This window comes from Brevundimonas vesicularis, assembly GCF_044807075.1.
GTDB lineage: Bacteria > Pseudomonadota > Alphaproteobacteria > Caulobacterales > Caulobacteraceae > Brevundimonas > Brevundimonas vesicularis_G.
Genome location: NZ_CP085234.1, coordinates 2,835,702 through 2,851,526, shown reverse-complemented (window position 1 = coordinate 2,851,526; position 15,825 = coordinate 2,835,702). Strand labels below are relative to the sequence as shown.

Below are 15,825 nucleotides of genomic sequence, written 5' to 3'. Positions count from 1 at the left end.
CGCGTCCAGGTTTTGGTTTCGCTAGTCGAAGATGCGGACATCCCGAGCGGTTTCCGGTAATAGAAAAAAACATTTCATTTAAGGCTGGCGTTTCAGTTCAAGCTGCGTAAAGTCCATCGACAACCCGCGTCAGACGGGTAGGGGTGGGAGGAAAGGCCGCGAAGCGGCGCACATCCCGAACAATCAGACTGGGCGTGGCCCGAAACCGGCCGTCGCAGCGGTCGAAGGCATAATCACGCGCTGTTGGGAGCGCGAGGGGAGGGTGTGTATGTTGAAGGCAAGGTATGGCCGCGTCGGCGGCTTGATGGCGGGCGCTTCCGCCGTGGCGTTGGGTTTGATCTTGACGGCCGGGGCGACGAGTGCGGCGGCGCAGTCCGTTGAGGATCAGCCAGTTCAGACCAATGACGATGCGACGACGGTCGACGAGGTCGTGGTGACGGGCATACGCGGCGCGTTGCGATCGGCCCAAGCCATCAAGCGAAACGCCGACACCGTGGTCGATGCGATTACGGCGACCGATATCGGCTCCTTCCCCGACAAGTCGGTGGCCGAGGCGTTGCAACGCGTCGCCGGCGTCACCGTCAACCGCTATGCGGCGACATCGGACACCACGCACTTCTCGAACGAACCTTCGGGTGTGATCGTGCGCGGCTTGCAGCAGGTCCGTTCGGAGTTCAACGGCCGCGACACCTTCAGCGCCAACTCCTCGCGCGGTCTGAGCTGGGGCGATATCTCGCCCGAGCTGATGTCCGGCGTCGACACCTACAAGAACCAGACGGCCGATCTGATCGAGGGCGGCATCGCCGGTACGATCAATCTGCGCACCCGCGTTCCCTTCGACGCGCCGGGCCAGTTGAAAGCCCTGACGGTGACGGGCAACTACGGCAGCCTGGCCGAAAAACTGACGCCCGAAGTTTCCGCCATCTTCAGCGACCGTTACGATACCTCGATCGGCGAGTTCGGGGTCATGGCCAACCTGGCCTATTCCGAGTTGGCCAGCGTATCCGAAAGCGCCCAGTACGGCCGCATGGGCATCTTCGAAAATGTCACGGCCTTCGGCGGCGGCACGAAATACATCCCGGCCTGGTATCGTCTGGGCAATACGGAGTTTGATCGCACGCGTCAGGGGATCGCTCTGGCCGGTCAGTATCGCGATACCTCCGGCAAGTTCGAGGCGACGCTGCAGTACAATCGCTCGACTTACGAGAATGTCTGGCACGAGCGTTCGGTGCAGGGCAGCGCCTTCAGCCTGTATGGGCAGCCGACCGACTTCCGCATCACCGACGCCAATGTGAACAACTTCATCAAGCCGGCGCCGGGCACGACTTTCATCTTCGATGACGAGGGCAACTTCGAAAGCGGCGTGATGAACTCGCCCTTGGGCTGGGTGGGGCAAGTATCTCCGACAAGTGGAGACTGGCCGGGCTGGGGTATCGGGGTGACGTCCAATGGCGATCCGATAATCTATCCTTGCTATGATTGGAATTCGGCCAATGGGTGTCCTGCCGAAGTCCGCGGCGGCGAGGTGGGCACGAGCACCCGTTACAACCGCAACGAGCAGATGACCGAGGACCTGGGTCTGAAGTTGCGTTACAACGCCAGCGACAGCCTGAGCTTCTCGGCGGACGTTCAATATGTGAACGCCACCGTGACGAACCTGGACCAGGACATCACGCAGAACGCCTATGCCAATATCGGCCTGGACGCGACGGGCGAGCACCCGACCATGGTGTTCACGCCCGGCAGCAACAACAACTACGCCGCCGGCTTCCTGTCCAATCCGAACGCCTGGCGCTTCAACAACGTCAACGACCACACCGAAGACAGCGAGGGCAGCCAGTTCGCGGTCCGTGGCGACGTGGAATACAAGTTTGACACTGGCGGCTGGTTGGACAGTCTGCGTGCCGGCGTCCGCTACGCAGATCGCGAACAGACCGTGCGATGGAGCGCCTACAACTGGGCGGGTGTCTCTAATGCCTGGGGTTGCGATTCGGACATTACAAACAATCCAAGAACCAACTATCTTTGGTACAATACGGACCGCACCGCGCCGGCGTCCAATGTGAATGGCGACTGCAATACCTCCACACCTGAAACGACGTTCAGGGGATGGAGTCCCAATCTGACCGACGTGCGCGATTTCCCAGGTGGTTTCGGGGGCTTGGTCAGCGGTGGGCCGTACTCCTTCTTCAACATGGACATTCTGGAGAGCCACGACCGGTTCTCGGACGAGTTCGAGTATAACCGGGTCGGCGTGGGTTCTTCGCGTTTGACGTGACCCCCGTTTCTCATCCAGCCATAACGAGAGTCCTTGGTTGATCTGAACTGGGGTTGGCGGGGTTGGCAATAGGCCGGTCTGAGCAGCCATCAACCAGCGCAGCAGACCGGCCGCTCTGTCCGGTGAGCGCCTGTGCGTAGGCCTTCGGCGTCAACCATCCCAGCTTCGAGTGAGGCCGGGTTTCGTTGTAGTCGCGCCGCCAGGTTTCGAGGACAGCCCGGGCGTGCGGCAGCGATCGGAACAGCGTCTCATTCAGCAGCTCGTCGCGCAGCCGACCATTGAAGCTCTCGTTGAAGCCGTTCTGCTGAGGCTTGCCCGGCGCGATGTAATGCCAGCTCACGCCGGCGTCGTCGGCCCAGGCCAGGATGGCGTTGGACGTATATTCCGTGCCGTTGTCGCTGATGATCGTATCCGGGCGTCCCCGCCGCAGGATGATGGCGTCCAACTCGCGCGCCACCCGTCGCCCTGACAGCGAGGTGTCGGCGACGAGCCCGAGGCACTCGCGCGTGCAGTTGTCGATCACCGTCAGGATGCGGAAGCGCCGCCCGTCCGTCATCTGGTCGGAGACGAAGTCCAGCGACCAGCGCTGGTTCGCGACCAGGGGAATCTCCAGCGGACGCCGCGTGCCTATGGCGCGTTTGCGCCCGCCGCGCCGGCGCACCGTCAGCTTCTCCTCGCGATAGATCCGCTGGACGCGCTTCTTGTTGACCGCATGCCCCTCGCGCCGAAGCATCACGTGCAGGCGGCGATAGCCGAACCGCCGTCGCTCCTGGGCCAGGGCCTTCAGCCGATCCCGCAGGACGCCGTCGTCCGGTCGCGTCGCCTGATAGCGCACGCTCGTCCGATCCACGCCCAACACCCGGCAGGCCCGCCGTTCGCTCATCGCGTAGGCCGACTGCAGGTGCGCCGCCGCCTCTCGATGCGCAGCGGGCGTCACCACTTTTTTCCCAGCAGATCCTTCAGCGCGACGCTGTCCAGCATCGAGTCCACCAGCATCCGCTTCAGCTTGGCGTTCTCCTCTTCCAGCGCCTTCAGACGCCGGGCCTCTGACACGTCCATGCCGCCATACTTGGCCTTCCACTTGTAGAAGGTCGGTGAGCTCAGCCCGTGCTTCCTGCACAGGTCCGCCACCGGAACGCCGGCCTCCTGCTCGCGCAGGATCCCGATGATCTGCTCTTCCGTGAACCGTGATCGCTTCATTCTGTCCGTCCTTTCGAGGGGCGGACTCTAGCTATTCCTGGAGGAGTTTAAGGGGGTCACGTCACGTTGGGCGCCGGTCTGCCGTCGCGTCGGCGAGGTGGACGGTTGCTATCTGCCGCAGGAAATCGCGAAAATTCAGGAAGAGACCCAGGCCGCCTACGTCATGCTGAAATTCGGCGGGCCGGAAACCCGGATCGGCGGTTATCGCGTCTCTGGCAATATCGGTGCGCGCTACGTCGAGACGACTGATATCAGCTCCGGTTCATTGATCCATGCGGACCTGCGTCAGACGTCGCTGGATTGCAGCGTGAGAACAGTTGGCCTTACGTCCAGCTCCGTTCCCAACACTATGGGCTGTTATCTCAGCGCTCAGGATATCGCCTTCGCCGATGGTTTGGCGGAGCAATCAACGATTGAGGCCAAGCACAAGAATTGGCTGCCCAGCTTCAACGTCCGCGTCGATCTGAATGACACTTGGCTGATGCGCTTCGCGGCATCGCGGGCCATGTCGCGGCCGGACATCGGCTATCTGAAAAACTATCAGCAGATCGCCATCAACCTGCCGAGCCTTGATGACAATACGGACTCTCGGTGGGTTAGAGACTCATCCGGCACGATCGTCGGCGTCAATCCGCGCTACACGGCCGACTCCTACAACCCGAACCTGAAGCCGGTGACGGCGGATCAGTTCGACCTGACGCTGGAGAACTACTTCTCCGACACGGGCTCGTTCTCGATCGCGCTCTTCTACAAGAAGTTCAACGACTACATTCAGTACGGCGTCTTCGATCAGGTGACGACGATCAATGGCGTGACCCGCAACGTGCAGGTCCGTGGTCCGGCCAACAGCGACGGCGCGTCGATGAAAGGGGTCGAGGTCGCCTTCCAGACCTTCTTCAACTTCCTGCCCGATCCATTCGACGGCTTGGGTGTTCAGGCGAACTTCACCTATGTGAAGAACTCGGGCATCACCAACGCAAACCTGACCAACACCTCCAACGGCGGAACGGCCGGCACCGCCGGCGGCGGCGTCAATCAGGCGGACGACAGCATTGCGGTCGATCGTCTGGAGGGCATGTCCGACTACGCCTTCAACCTTGTCGGCATGTACGAAAAGGGCGACTGGTCCGCGCGGCTGGCCTACAACTGGCGCTCGGAGTTCCTGTTGACGGCGGTCGATTGCTGCATCGGCGTGCCGGTATGGTCGGAGGCGGCCGGTTATCTGGATGCCACCTTGCGCTACAAGGTCAGCGACAACGCCGAGCTCAGCTTCCAGGCGTCCAATCTTCTGGACACGGAATCCGTTCTGACCCAGCAACTGACGGACGCCGATGACGGTGGTTTGCGCAAGGACTACTCCTGGAACCGCACCGATCGCCGTTACATGCTGACGCTGCGGCTGAAATATTGATGAGTTGAAGGCGCGCCTCGCCACGGTGAGGCGCGCCTGTCATCGCGCGGAGCCGGGAAATGCAGCCAGGTCCTGAAAACGACGCGCCTAAATCCATTGTCATCCTGGGCGGTGGAACGGCGGGGTGGATGACCGCCGTGGCGTTGAGCAATCACCTCGGCGGCGCGGGAAAGAATCCGACCTCCATCCGGCTGGTGGAATCCGATGACATCGGCATCGTCGGCGTCGGCGAGGCGACCTTGCCCGCCATCCGCGAGTTCAACGCCTTCGCCGGCGTGGACGAGGCTGAGATGCTGTCCGCGACGCATGGGACCTACAAGCTCGGCATCGAGTTCATGGATTGGGGGCGGGTGGGAAATCGGTACGTCCATCCGTTCGGCGCGCACGGCCGACCCATCGGCGGGGTCGATTTCATCCATCACTGGACGCGGGCGCACCTGGCGGGTGAGGCGGTCGGGCCGATCGACGACTATTCCTACGCCATCGAGGCCTGTCGTCAGAACCGCTTCCAGCCGCCGTCAGAAGATAGCGACGCGGTCGAGTCGACCTATAGCTACGCCTATCATTTCGACGCGGGTCTTTATTCCCGCTTTCTCAGAACCCTCGCGGAAAAGCGCGGCGTAAAAAGAACCGAGGGAAGGGTCGAGGCGGCGGAGCGCGAGGGTGACCGGATTACGGCGCTGCGGCTGGCCTCCGGCGAGCGGATCGAAGGCGACCTTTTCATCGATTGCAGCGGTTTTCGCGCCCTCGCCATCGGCTCGCAACCTCATGACGCCTGGGAAGACTGGACCCAATGGCTGCCCTGCGACCGGGCGGTGGCGGCACCCTGTGCGCGGTCGCAGGATTTCTCACCCTATACCCGATCGACGGCCGACGTAGCGGGCTGGCGCTGGCGCATTCCGCTGCAACACCGAACGGGCAACGGCTATGTCTATTCCAGCGCCCATATTTCGGATGACGAGGCGGCGTCTGTTCTTTTGGCGAACCTGGACGGCGAGGCGCTGGCGGAGCCTCGATTTCTGCGGTTCAAGTCGGGACGGCGGCGCGCCTCATGGAACGGCAACTGTGTCGCCGTGGGCCTGTCGAGCGGGTTTCTGGAGCCGCTGGAATCGACCAGCATCTATCTGATCCAGGCGGCTGTGACCTATCTGGTCAAATACTGGCCAGGGGCCGGGGGCGGACACGGCGTGCTGCGAAAGGTCTTCAACCAGGCCATCGATTTCGAATACGACCGGGTTCGCGACTTCCTGATCCTGCACTATTGGCTGAACGAGCGGCCCGAAGCGTTGTGGCGTCGCTGTCGCGAGACGCCGCCCCCGGACAGTTTGGTCGAGACCGTCGAACTGTTCCGCAAGCGGGGTCTGGCGCCATCGCGGCGCAACGGCCTGTTCGCGGCGCCCAGCTGGATTTCTGTGCTGACGGGGCAGGGGCTGACGCCTGAAGGCTATGACCGTCTGGCGGATCACACGCCGTTCGAGACCTCTCTGGCGGCCATGACCGAAGAGCGCGCGCAGATCCTGCGCGGCGTGGCGGGAATGGCGACACACGCCGACTATGTCGGTCGGCACGCCGCGGGGATGGCCGCCTGATGGGCTGGCCGGTCTCGCGCATCGTCGTGGTCGGGGCAGGCGTGGACGCCTGGCTGTCGGCGCTGGGACTGGCGCGCGCCGCGGCCAACCTGGGCGTCCAGATCGAAGTGCTGGAGACGCCGCACGATCCGACGCCGATCGCTCTGGACGTCCTGCCCGCCGCCAAGGCCCTGCATCGCATCCTGGGCGTGGACGAGCGCGAGATCGTCCGGTCGTGCGCGGCCGTGCCGGTCGCGGGACAGCGTTTCAGCGACTGGAACGAAGGCGAACCCTTTTTCGTCCACGCCTATGCCCAGGTCGGCGAGACGGCCTCGCACATGGACTTTCTCCAGCATTGGCTGAGAGCGCGGTCGCGGGGAATGCCCGCGCGGTTCAGCGACTTCAGCCGGGGCGGGGCGGCGGTCGTGAAACGGCGTGGCCCACCGTTGCGTGGAGATTGGCGGGGCGCCGACTATGGCTATCATCTGGACGGCGCGGCCTATGTTGATCTGCTCCGACGCAAGGCCTTGGCTCTGGGCGTTCTGACGCAGTCGGTTTCGCAGGTCGAAGCTGTCTGGGAAGACGGCCGGATCGTGCGATTGAGATGGGTTGAGGGCGAGGAGACCACCGCCGATCTCTACATTGACGCGACGGGCGCCGGGGCGAAGCTGATCGGCGACGCCGGCCCCTGGGAAGATTGGTCGGCGTGGTTTCCGTTTCGGCGGCTGGCGACGTTCGTCACACCGCGCGCGGGACCGCTGGAGGCCGTCACGGACGTGCTGGCCTGGGCGGCGGGATGGGTCTGCGTCGTCGATCTGCAGGACCGGCGCGTCCTGCAATGCGCCTTCGACGAGACGGTCGCCGGGATCGACGTGGTCGAGGCGCGGATGGCTGATCTGGTCGGGACGCCGGTTCAACGGGCATCAGATCAGGCCCTGGCGCCTGGTCTGCGCCAGGGATGGGTCGGCAACTGCGTCGCCCTCGGGCGTTCGGCCATTCGGGCGGATATGCTGGACGGCGGTTGGCTGCACGGGCTTCAGGTCGGGCTGACGCATCTGGCGACGCTATTTCCGACCGAAGAGGACATGATGGCCGAGGCAGGCGCCTTCAATGCCGCTGTCCGCCGTCATGCCGAGGCGCTGAGGGATTTTCAGGCCGCGCATTATCGCCTGGCCAGACGGCCGGAACCGTCGTGGCGTGCGGCGGCCGACGTCGACCCGCCGGCGTCGCTGGCCGAGCGGCTGGAGTTGTTCGCCCTGCGCGGCGCCTTGGAGATGTTCGAGGACGAGACCTTCCAGGCCGACAACTGGCGTATGATGCTGCTGGGGCACGGGCTGATCCCGACCGATCCCGATCCAGGCATCGCCGCGCTGAAGGATGCTGTGGAGATTCCGCGCTTGCAGGGTCTGATGAAGGCGATGAACGACGAGGTCGCGACCCTTCCGACAGTCGAAGCCTGGATCGGCGCGAGGCGTTTGGCATGAGCGAGATCCGACGCATCGTGGTGGTCGGCGGCGGGACAGCGGGCTGGATGGCCGCCGCCGCCCTGGCCAAGACATTGGGCGCACGCGACCGCGAGATCGTGCTGGTCGAGTCCGAACAAATCGGGACGGTCGGGGTGGGCGAGGCCACGATCCCGATGATCCTGATGTTCAACCGCGTGCTGGGCATCGACGAGGATCAGTTCATCCGCGAGACGCGCGCCACCTTCAAACTGGGCATCGAGTTCGTCGATTGGCGCAGGCTGGGCCACAGCTATTTCCATCCGTTCGGCCTGTACGGCGCGGACATGGACGGGGTGCCGTTCCAGCACTTCTGGCTGAGGCATCAGGCGAAGGGCGGCGAGGCGGATCATGGTCTGTTCAACGCCGAGACCCTGGCCGCGCGCGAGAACCGGTTCATGCGGGCGCCGCCCGAGCGGACCCAGCATCTGCCCCGCATCAACTACGCCTTCCAGTTCGACGCCGGCCTGTATGCCGCTTTTCTGAGACGATACGCCGAAAACCTGGGCGTCGTTCGGCAGGAGGGACGGATCGTGGATGTGCCGCGCGACGGCGAAACCGGCGAGGTGACGGCGGTCGTTTTGGAGGAGGGCAAGGCCGTCGAGGGCGACTTCTTCATCGACTGCTCGGGCTTCCGGGCCTTGCTGATCGGCGAGACCCTGGGGGCGGCGTTCGAGGACTGGACCCATTGGCTGCCGGCCAACCGCGCCGCCGCCGTGCCGTGCAAGTCTGCGGGCGAACTGACGCCGTTCACGCGGGCGACGGCGCGCGAGGCGGGGTGGCAGTGGCGCATTCCGCTGCAGCACCGGACGGGCAACGGCTATGTCTTCAGCGACGCCTTCCTCTCCGAAGACGAGGCTTGCGAACGGCTGATGGAACGGCTGGACGGAGACGCGCTGGCCGAGCCGCGCATCCTTCGGTTCCAAGCGGGGCGGCGGGTTCGGACCTGGGACCGCAACGTCGTGGCCCTGGGCCTGTCGAGCGGTTTCCTGGAACCGCTGGAGTCGACGAGCATCCATCTGGTTCAGGCCGGCATCGCCAAACTGCTGGCCCACTTCCCGACCCGGCGCTGCGAGCCGCTGCTGGCCGCGAAATACAGCCGCGAGATGTCGCAGGAATATGACAGCATCCGCGACTTTCTGATTGCTCATTACAAGCTGACCGAGCGCGACGACACGCCCTTCTGGCGGCACTGTCGTGACATGGCGATCCCGGATTCCCTAGCCGAGCGGCTGGAGATTTTCCGCAGCCGGGGCGAGGTGCTGATCGGGCAGCAGGAGCTGTTCAAGGAAACAAACTGGTTCGCGGTGCTGATCGGTCAGGGCTTGGCGCCGCAAGCGCATCATCCCGTCGCCGACACCGTCGACGAAGCGACGCTGGAGCGGACGCTGAGTCACATGCGCCGGGCGGTGGCTGAGCGGGTGGCGGGGATGCCGCCGCACGAACGCTATCTGCGTGACGCCCGTCTTTCTCAGCCTTCAGCGCCCTTGGGCGTCGTCTGATTTTCGTTCGTATCCGAGGAGCCGCCATGTTCAATCGTCGCCAGATACTCGCCGCAGGGGCCGTCGCCGCCGCCGTGCCCGGAACCTTCGCCTGCGCCACCATAGGGAGGCTATCGGGCGCATCCGGCTTTGTGCGTCGTGACGGCATGGGATTGACCCTGAACGGCAAGGCCTATCGTTTCACCGGGACCAACGCCTGGTATCTGCCCTGGCTGGGCGCCGACGCCGACTATGGCGATCACGGACGGCTGACGCGTGAACTGGATCGGCTGAAAGAAGACGGCGTCAACAACATCCGCGTATCGGCCTCGGCTGAACTGTCGCCGCTGAAGAATTCGGTGCGGCCCGCCTTCCGCGATCGCGGGGCGGACTACAACGAGGCCCTGCTGGTCGGACTGGATCGCACCCTGTCGGAGATGGGGCGGCGGAACATGAAGGCGGTGCTGTACCTGACCAACTTCTGGGAATGGTCGGGCGGGATGATGACCTATCTGTCCTGGGTCAACGGCGGTCGCTACATCGACATGAACGACCCGGCGCACCCTTGGCCGGAGTTCGCCGACATCAACGCCGGCTTCTATCGCAGCGCCGAGGCGGTCGGTCTGTATCACGACTACGTCCGCGCGGTGGTCGGGCGCACCAACACCCTGACCGGCAAGCGCTACGCCGACGATCCCGCCATCATGGCCTGGCAGTTGTCCAACGAGCCACGCGCCGCAGGCGCTAATGACAAGGTGCGCCAGAACCAGCCGGCCTTCCTGACCTGGGTCAACGACACGGCGCGCCTGATCAAGTCCATCGCCCCCAATCAACTCGTCTCGACCGGCAGCGAAGGGCTGAAGGGCTCGGGCGAGCAGGCGGACATCGTGGCGGACACGCACCGGTCGCCGGACATCGATTATGTCACCGCCCACATCTGGCCGGGCAACTGGGGCTGGCTTGATCGCCAGAACATGGCCCAGACGCATGATCGCGCCTGTGCGCTGACCGCCGAATACATCGCCCAGCACGTCGAAATGTCGAAGGGGCTGAACAAGCCGCTGATCATCGAGGAGTTCGGATATCCCCGTGACGGCGATGTGTATGATCCGGCCGCTGCGACCACGCTGAGGGACGGTTTCTACGACACCATCTATGCGGCGGTCCTGGCGGACGCGCGGGCGGGCGGACCCATCGCCGGCACCAACTTCTGGGCCTGGAACGGCGAAGGCCGGGCGGCCCATCCCGACTTCCGCTTCAAGTCCGGCGATACGGCCTGGCTGGGCGATCCGCCGCACGAGCCGCAGGGATGGTACGGGGTGTTCGACGCCGACGCCTCGACCCGTCGCCGCATTCGCGCCAATGCCGCCGCCATGTCGGCGCTGAGCGTCTGACGTCCATGGCGGGGCGTGAAAATCTAGCCGCGCCCCGCCTGCATCAGGATGGCGTCGGACGGCAGCAGCTGGTCGAGGAAGGGCAGGATGGCCGCGCCGATGGCGGGCGCATCCTGGGCGATGACGGCCGGCATGATCTTGGGTCGCGAGGGCAGGGCGATCCGGCTCAGCGCCTGGCTCAAGCCCGAGGCCAGTCGTTCGATCAGCGGCGCGGGCAGTCGCCCGCCGATCAGCAGGGCGTCCGGATCGATCAGGCAGGCCAGCCCGACCAGGGGCAGGGTCAGAGACCGGACCGAATCCGCCAGCCATGTTTCAATGACGTCAGCGACGATCGGCGTCGGGTCGTTCAGATGGTCAATGGACGGCGACGCCACGCCGGCCTTCTCCAACCGCTCCAACAGGGCGGACATGGAGACCGTGTCCTGAACGACCGCCCCCGGCGAGGCCGCCGTGGGATCGGGCATCAGGCCGATTTCGCCGCTGCGCGAGGCCGCGCCGCGATGATAGTTCCGATCGATCACCAGCCCGCCGCCGAGACCGGCGCTGATCAGCAGATAGAAGAAGCTGGGGTTGTCAAAGGCGGTGCCATATTCGGCCTCGCCCAGAGCCGCCGCAGCCGCGTCGTTGTCGCAATGGATCGGCCAGGGCATCAGGGCGGCGAGCTCTTGATCGATGGCGGTGTCGTTCCAGCGCTCGTAGCCCTGCGGACGGTGCGCCAGACTGATCCGGCCCAGGTCGTCGGGGATGGCGACGCCCACGCCAAGGATACGCGATCGTTCCACGCCGCCCGAAGCGATCAGGTCGTCAAGACTTTCGCGCACGAAGGCGATCACCTCGTCGGGCATGGCGAAGGCGATTTCGTGCGACACCCGGCTGCGAACCACGCCTTCCAGGTCAAGCGTGACCAACGTCAGGTGATCGCGGTCGATGTTCAGCCCGATGCTGAAGGCGCCCTCGGCCACCACACGCAGTTTCAGCGCCGGATGGCCGCGCACGCCCTTTCGGCGGCTGGCCACCGTAACAAGGCCCATCTCGGTCAGGCGATGGGTGATATTGGCGATGGTCGGAGCGGTCAGGCCAGTCTGCTGCGAAATCTCGATCCGGGTCACATCGGGTTGGATCCGGATCGCCTGAAGCACGGTGCGAAGATTGTAGTCGCCGGCGCGCACCAGATTGGTTCCCGACAAGGTGCCCGAAAGCGTGCGCGACGCACGCGCTTCGCGCCCCTCCGACGCGATGGTTTCGGGTGCGGAGTATGGCATGTCGGGACGGTTGGCTGTCATGAACTCGTGCAGCGATTTTCGAACGAAATCTCTGGCTCGTGAATGTTCAAGATACAAGAAAATCGGATAAGTAAAACAAATTGACCTTTTTAGCTTCGGCACCGTCTTGGTCTCGTCGCGGGAAAGGTTTCAGTGGGGTGATTAAATGATTCAGATTGGCGTGGATTTTGGCGGGACCAAGATCGAGGCTGCGGCGCTGAATGGCTCGGGGGACTTTCTGGCGCGTCTCCGGGCGCCCAATCCCGGCGGTTACGACGCGGCGATACGTGACGTGCGCGACCTCGTTCTGAAGGTTGAGGAGGATACGGGGCGTCAAGGCACCATCGGCATCGGCGCGCCGGGGTCTCCATCGCCGCGTGACGGCATGATGCGCAACGCCAACGCCACCTTCCTGAACGGACGCCCGTTCCAACAGGATCTTGAGGCGGCGCTCGGGCGGGCGGTTCGTCTGGCCAATGATGCGAACTGCATGGCGCTGTCGGAAGCCTTCGACGGGGCGGCGGCAGGCGCGCGGTCGGCCTTCGGCGTCATTATTGGCACCGGCGTCGGCGGCGGCCTGGTCGTGGACGGAAAAATCGTCGAAGGCGCCAACGGCATGGGGGGCGAGATGGGCCACATCTCCCTGCCTTGGATGACGCCCGACGAATATCCAGGGCCGGAATGTTGGTGCGGAAAGCGCGGTTGCCTCGAGACGCTGGTGTCCGGCACGGGGCTGCAACGCGATCACGAACGCAGGACGGGTGAGGCCATGGAGGCGCCTGCGGTGATCGAGGCGGCGCGCGCAGGCGACGCCCAGGCCCAGGAGACGCTGGACGCCTATGTCAGCCGACTGGGGCGTGCCTTGGCGATGATCGTCAATATCGCCGATCCCGATGTGTTCGTGCTGGGCGGGGGTATGTCGAATGTAACCGAGATCTATGATCGGCTGCCGGAAGTCGTATCCGCCCATGCGTTCGGCGGCGCCTGGCAGGGGCGGGTGGTTCAGGCGCGCTGGGGCGATTCCTCCGGTGTGCGGGGAGCGGCCCGGCTGTGGAGCTGACGGCCTCCGATCAATGATGAGTGCCGCAAGGACATGAAGATGAAGAACCGCCTCGCCGCCGCCCTGCTGTGCGCCACGCTTTTGGACGCCAGCGGCGCTTTCGCCTCGACGCTGACGGTCTCGCCGACAGCCACGGCGCCCGGACGCGGGCTGCCGATCCATGTTGGTGGTCGGGTTCAGGTTCTGGGGACGGGCGCCGAGACCACCTATCGCTCGCAGTGGCCGGGCGTCTATTTCGAGAGCGCTTTCCATGGCCGCGACGTCGCCTTCCGCACCGGTCCGGGCGATGTGAGGCTGCGCGTGACAGTGGACGGCCAGGCGGTCGATGTGATGCGCCCGGCGGCAGGGCTGCACAGGATCGAGGGACTGTCGGACGGTGATCATCGTCTGCGGATCGACGTCATCAGCGAGAACCAGTCGTCGCCCGTCGATTTCGGCGGCGTCTATGGGGCGCCCGCGCAGGGCCTGCCCATCCATGCGCGGGATCGCCAGATCGAGTTCATCGGCGATTCTCACACGGTCGGTTACGCCAACACCTCCAACCAGCGAATCTGCGCGCCAGATCAGGTGTGGGAGACGACGGACACTGCGGCGGGCATCGCCGGACTGATGGCTCAGCGCTATCAGGCCGACTATCAGGTCAACGCCATCTCGGGCCGGGGCGTCGTGCGCAACTATGATGGCGCGCCGCTCGATACCTTGCCCCAGGCCTATGGCTTCGTTCTGTTCGACAAGAAGACGCCCTACGCCGACCCCGAATGGCGACCCCAGGTCGTCGTCGTCGCCCTGGGCACCAATGATTTTTCCACGCCCGTAAAGCCCGGCGAGAAATGGCGCGATCTGGCGGCCCTGACGGCCGATTATGAGGCATCCTACGCGACCTTTCTTAGCGCCGTGGCTCAGCGCAATCCGCAGGCGCGCATACTGGTTTGGGGGATGGCCGGCAGCGCGATGGCCGGTGTTGCGTCGCGCGTGGTCGATACGTTGAAGGCCTCCGGTCTGAACCAAATCGCCTTCGTGCCGGTATCCGGCATGGAACTGAACGCCTGCGACTGGCATCCTGATCTGGCCGACGATCGCGCGGTCGCCGCTGCCCTGACGGCGGCCCTGGGCGAAGATCCCGCTGTGTGGTCACGATGAGGGCCGCCCTCAAGGCGTGGGCCCTGGCCCTGCTTCTGGCCTCCGCGCCGGCGGTCGTCATGGCGCAGACGGTGATCGGTGCGCTGCATATGGATCAGACAGGTCCGGTCATCGCGCCCGAAGTCTATGGCCAGTTCATGGAACAGCTGGGGACCGGCATTGATGGGGGCGTGTGGGTGGGGCCTGATTCCGCTGTCCCGAATACGCGTGGGTTCCGCAACGACGTGGTCGGAGCCCTGAAGGCGTTGAAGACGCCGGTCTTGCGCTGGCCCGGCGGTTGCTACGCGGACATCTATCACTGGCGCAACGGCGTCGGTCCGCGCGAGCGGCGGCCCATCACCCTGAACCGCTGGTGGGGCAACAAGGAAGAGGACAACGCCTTCGGCACCCACGAGTTCTTCGACTTCGCCGAATTGATCGGGGCCAAGACCTACCTGAGCATCAACGCCGGATCGGGCACGCCGGCCGAGGCGGCGGACTGGATCGAGTACATCACCTCGCCGTCCAACTCCCGCCTGGCGCAGGAGCGGCGCGCCAACGGGCGCGAGCAGCCGTGGAAGATCGACTATCTAGGTATCGGGAACGAGCCGTGGGGATGCGGCGGTCGGATGCGGGCGAACTGGTACGCCGACGTGTTTCGTCAGTATGTCGGATTCATCACCCCGGGGGCCGGGACGACCGTCGTGGCGGGCGGGCCGAACGCCGACGACTATGATTGGACCCGCACGCTGATGAGCGTGGCGGGCAAGGATTTCGACGCCCTGTCGCTGCACTACTATACCCTGCCGACCGGAGACTGGACGACCAAGGGCGCGGCGCGCGGCTTCGGCGAGGACCAATGGCTGTCGGCCTTCGTCCAGACCTATCGCATGGAGACGATGCTTCGCGCCCATGACGCCATCATGGACGAGACCGATCCCGAGTCGAAAAAGGTTCTGGCCGTCGATGAATGGGGCGCCTGGTACGATCCGACGCAGGGCTCTCCGCCCGGATGGCTGCAGCAGCAGAACACCTTGCGCGACGCCCTGCTGGCGGCGGTGAATCTGAACATCTTCCACCGTCACGCCGATCGGGTGAAGCTCGCCAACATCGCCCAGATGGTCAATGTCCTGCAGGCCATGATCCTGACCGACGGGTCAAAAATGGTGCTGACGCCAACCTATTACGCCTTCCAAATGTACCAGCCGTTCCAGGGCGCGACCGTGCTGCCGCTGAAGATCGAAGCGCCCGCCTATGGTCCGCTGAAGGCTGTCGATGGGACGGCGGCGCGCGGCGCCGACGGCAAGGTTCGGCTGGCGCTCGTCAACCTCGACCCCCGCCAGGTCAACACGGTGTCGATCGCCTTGGATGGCGCGGGGGTAAGGGCGGTTTCGGGACAGGTGCTGACGGCCCAGGCCATGGATGCCCAGAATGATTTCGACGCCGCGCCTGACGTGACGCCGCAGCCGTTCCTCGACGCACGCCTATCTGGCGGTCTTCTGACCGCGACCTTGCCGGCCAAGTCGCTGGTCGTTCTGACGCTGGATTGA

General features: G+C 64.7%; 11 protein-coding genes. 9 read left to right on the top strand and 2 right to left on the bottom strand.

What is annotated here, in order from left to right:
* Positions 1–268: 268 nt before the first annotated feature.
* Positions 269–2,278 carry a TonB-dependent receptor plug domain-containing protein gene (locus LG306_RS14400; RefSeq protein ID WP_404415875.1) on the top strand — a complete coding sequence of 670 codons (2,010 nt, stop codon included), beginning with the start codon at positions 269–271 and terminating at the stop codon, positions 2,276–2,278.
* Positions 2,279–2,288: 10 nt separating this feature from the next.
* On the opposite strand, the gene LG306_RS14395 is transcribed toward LG306_RS14400, so the two are convergent.
* Positions 2,289–3,478, bottom strand: a protein-coding gene (locus LG306_RS14395; RefSeq protein WP_404413560.1) for an IS3 family transposase whose coding sequence is annotated in 2 segments (ribosomal slippage) — positions 2,289–3,226 and positions 3,226–3,478 — 1,191 coding nt in all. Because the reading frame shifts where the segments join, the coding sequence is not laid out codon by codon here.
* A gap of 97 nt (positions 3,479–3,575) precedes the next feature.
* Here LG306_RS14395 and LG306_RS14390 point away from each other — a divergent pair.
* Genes LG306_RS14390 through LG306_RS14370 form a run of 5 tightly spaced genes read left to right on the top strand, consistent with a single transcriptional unit; the run spans position 3,576 to position 10,834 of the window.
* Positions 3,576–4,889, top strand: a complete 1,314-nt coding sequence (locus tag LG306_RS14390; RefSeq protein WP_404415872.1) for a TonB-dependent receptor domain-containing protein — start codon at positions 3,576–3,578, stop codon at positions 4,887–4,889.
* A 59-nt stretch (positions 4,890–4,948) separates the two neighbouring features.
* Positions 4,949–6,478 carry a tryptophan halogenase family protein gene (locus LG306_RS14385; RefSeq protein WP_404415869.1) on the top strand — a complete coding sequence of 510 codons (1,530 nt, stop codon included), beginning with the start codon at positions 4,949–4,951 and terminating at the stop codon, positions 6,476–6,478.
* On the top strand, positions 6,478–7,941 hold the full coding sequence (locus tag LG306_RS14380; RefSeq protein ID WP_404415867.1) for a tryptophan 7-halogenase: 1,464 nt from the start codon (positions 6,478–6,480) through the stop codon (positions 7,939–7,941). Before LG306_RS14385 ends, LG306_RS14380 begins: the two co-directional genes overlap by 1 nt.
* Entirely contained in the window at positions 7,938–9,461 is a 1,524-nt protein-coding gene (locus tag LG306_RS14375; protein WP_404415865.1) for a tryptophan halogenase family protein, read from the top strand. The genes LG306_RS14380 and LG306_RS14375 overlap by 4 nt, the downstream gene beginning before the upstream one ends.
* A gap of 26 nt (positions 9,462–9,487) precedes the next feature.
* On the top strand, positions 9,488–10,834 hold the full coding sequence (locus LG306_RS14370; protein WP_404415862.1) for a cellulase family glycosylhydrolase: 1,347 nt from the start codon (positions 9,488–9,490) through the stop codon (positions 10,832–10,834).
* Positions 10,835–10,857: 23 nt separating this feature from the next.
* Here LG306_RS14370 and LG306_RS14365 read toward each other — a convergent pair whose 3' ends face one another.
* A complete protein-coding gene (locus LG306_RS14365) occupies positions 10,858–12,117 on the bottom strand; it encodes an ROK family transcriptional regulator (RefSeq protein ID WP_404415860.1) in 1,260 nt (419 codons plus the stop codon).
* 145 nt (positions 12,118–12,262) lie between these two features.
* On the opposite strand from LG306_RS14365, the gene LG306_RS14360 reads away from it, so the two are divergent.
* From LG306_RS14360 to LG306_RS14350, 3 genes are read left to right on the top strand one after another with little or no spacing between them, the layout of a single operon-like run.
* Complete coding sequence (locus LG306_RS14360) at positions 12,263–13,156, top strand: ROK family protein (RefSeq protein ID WP_404415857.1); 894 nt, start codon at positions 12,263–12,265, stop codon at positions 13,154–13,156.
* A 39-nt stretch (positions 13,157–13,195) separates the two neighbouring features.
* Positions 13,196–14,296: a GDSL-type esterase/lipase family protein gene (locus LG306_RS14355; protein WP_404415854.1), complete on the top strand. Its 1,101-nt coding sequence runs from the start codon at positions 13,196–13,198 to the stop codon at positions 14,294–14,296.
* Positions 14,293–15,825, top strand: a complete 1,533-nt coding sequence (locus LG306_RS14350) for an alpha-N-arabinofuranosidase (RefSeq protein ID WP_404415851.1) — start codon at positions 14,293–14,295, stop codon at positions 15,823–15,825. Before LG306_RS14355 ends, LG306_RS14350 begins: the two co-directional genes overlap by 4 nt.

What these genes read in the sequence shown, in the direction of transcription:
- LG306_RS14360 (WP_404415857.1), top strand. Translation starts at nt 12,263, where the DNA reads ATGATTCAGATTGGCGTGGATTTTGGCGGGACCAAGATCGAGGCTGCG.
- LG306_RS14385 (WP_404415869.1), top strand. Translation starts at nt 4,949, where the DNA reads ATGCAGCCAGGTCCTGAAAACGACGCGCCTAAATCCATTGTCATCCTG.
- LG306_RS14380 (WP_404415867.1), top strand. Translation starts at nt 6,478, where the DNA reads ATGGGCTGGCCGGTCTCGCGCATCGTCGTGGTCGGGGCAGGCGTGGAC.
- LG306_RS14400 (WP_404415875.1), top strand. Translation starts at nt 269, where the DNA reads ATGTTGAAGGCAAGGTATGGCCGCGTCGGCGGCTTGATGGCGGGCGCT.
- LG306_RS14350 (WP_404415851.1), top strand. Translation starts at nt 14,293, where the DNA reads ATGAGGGCCGCCCTCAAGGCGTGGGCCCTGGCCCTGCTTCTGGCCTCC.
- LG306_RS14355 (WP_404415854.1), top strand. Translation starts at nt 13,196, where the DNA reads ATGAAGAACCGCCTCGCCGCCGCCCTGCTGTGCGCCACGCTTTTGGAC.
- LG306_RS14365 (WP_404415860.1), bottom strand. Translation starts at nt 12,117, where the DNA reads ATGACAGCCAACCGTCCCGACATGCCATACTCCGCACCCGAAACCATC.
- LG306_RS14375 (WP_404415865.1), top strand. Translation starts at nt 7,938, where the DNA reads ATGAGCGAGATCCGACGCATCGTGGTGGTCGGCGGCGGGACAGCGGGC.
- LG306_RS14370 (WP_404415862.1), top strand. Translation starts at nt 9,488, where the DNA reads ATGTTCAATCGTCGCCAGATACTCGCCGCAGGGGCCGTCGCCGCCGCC.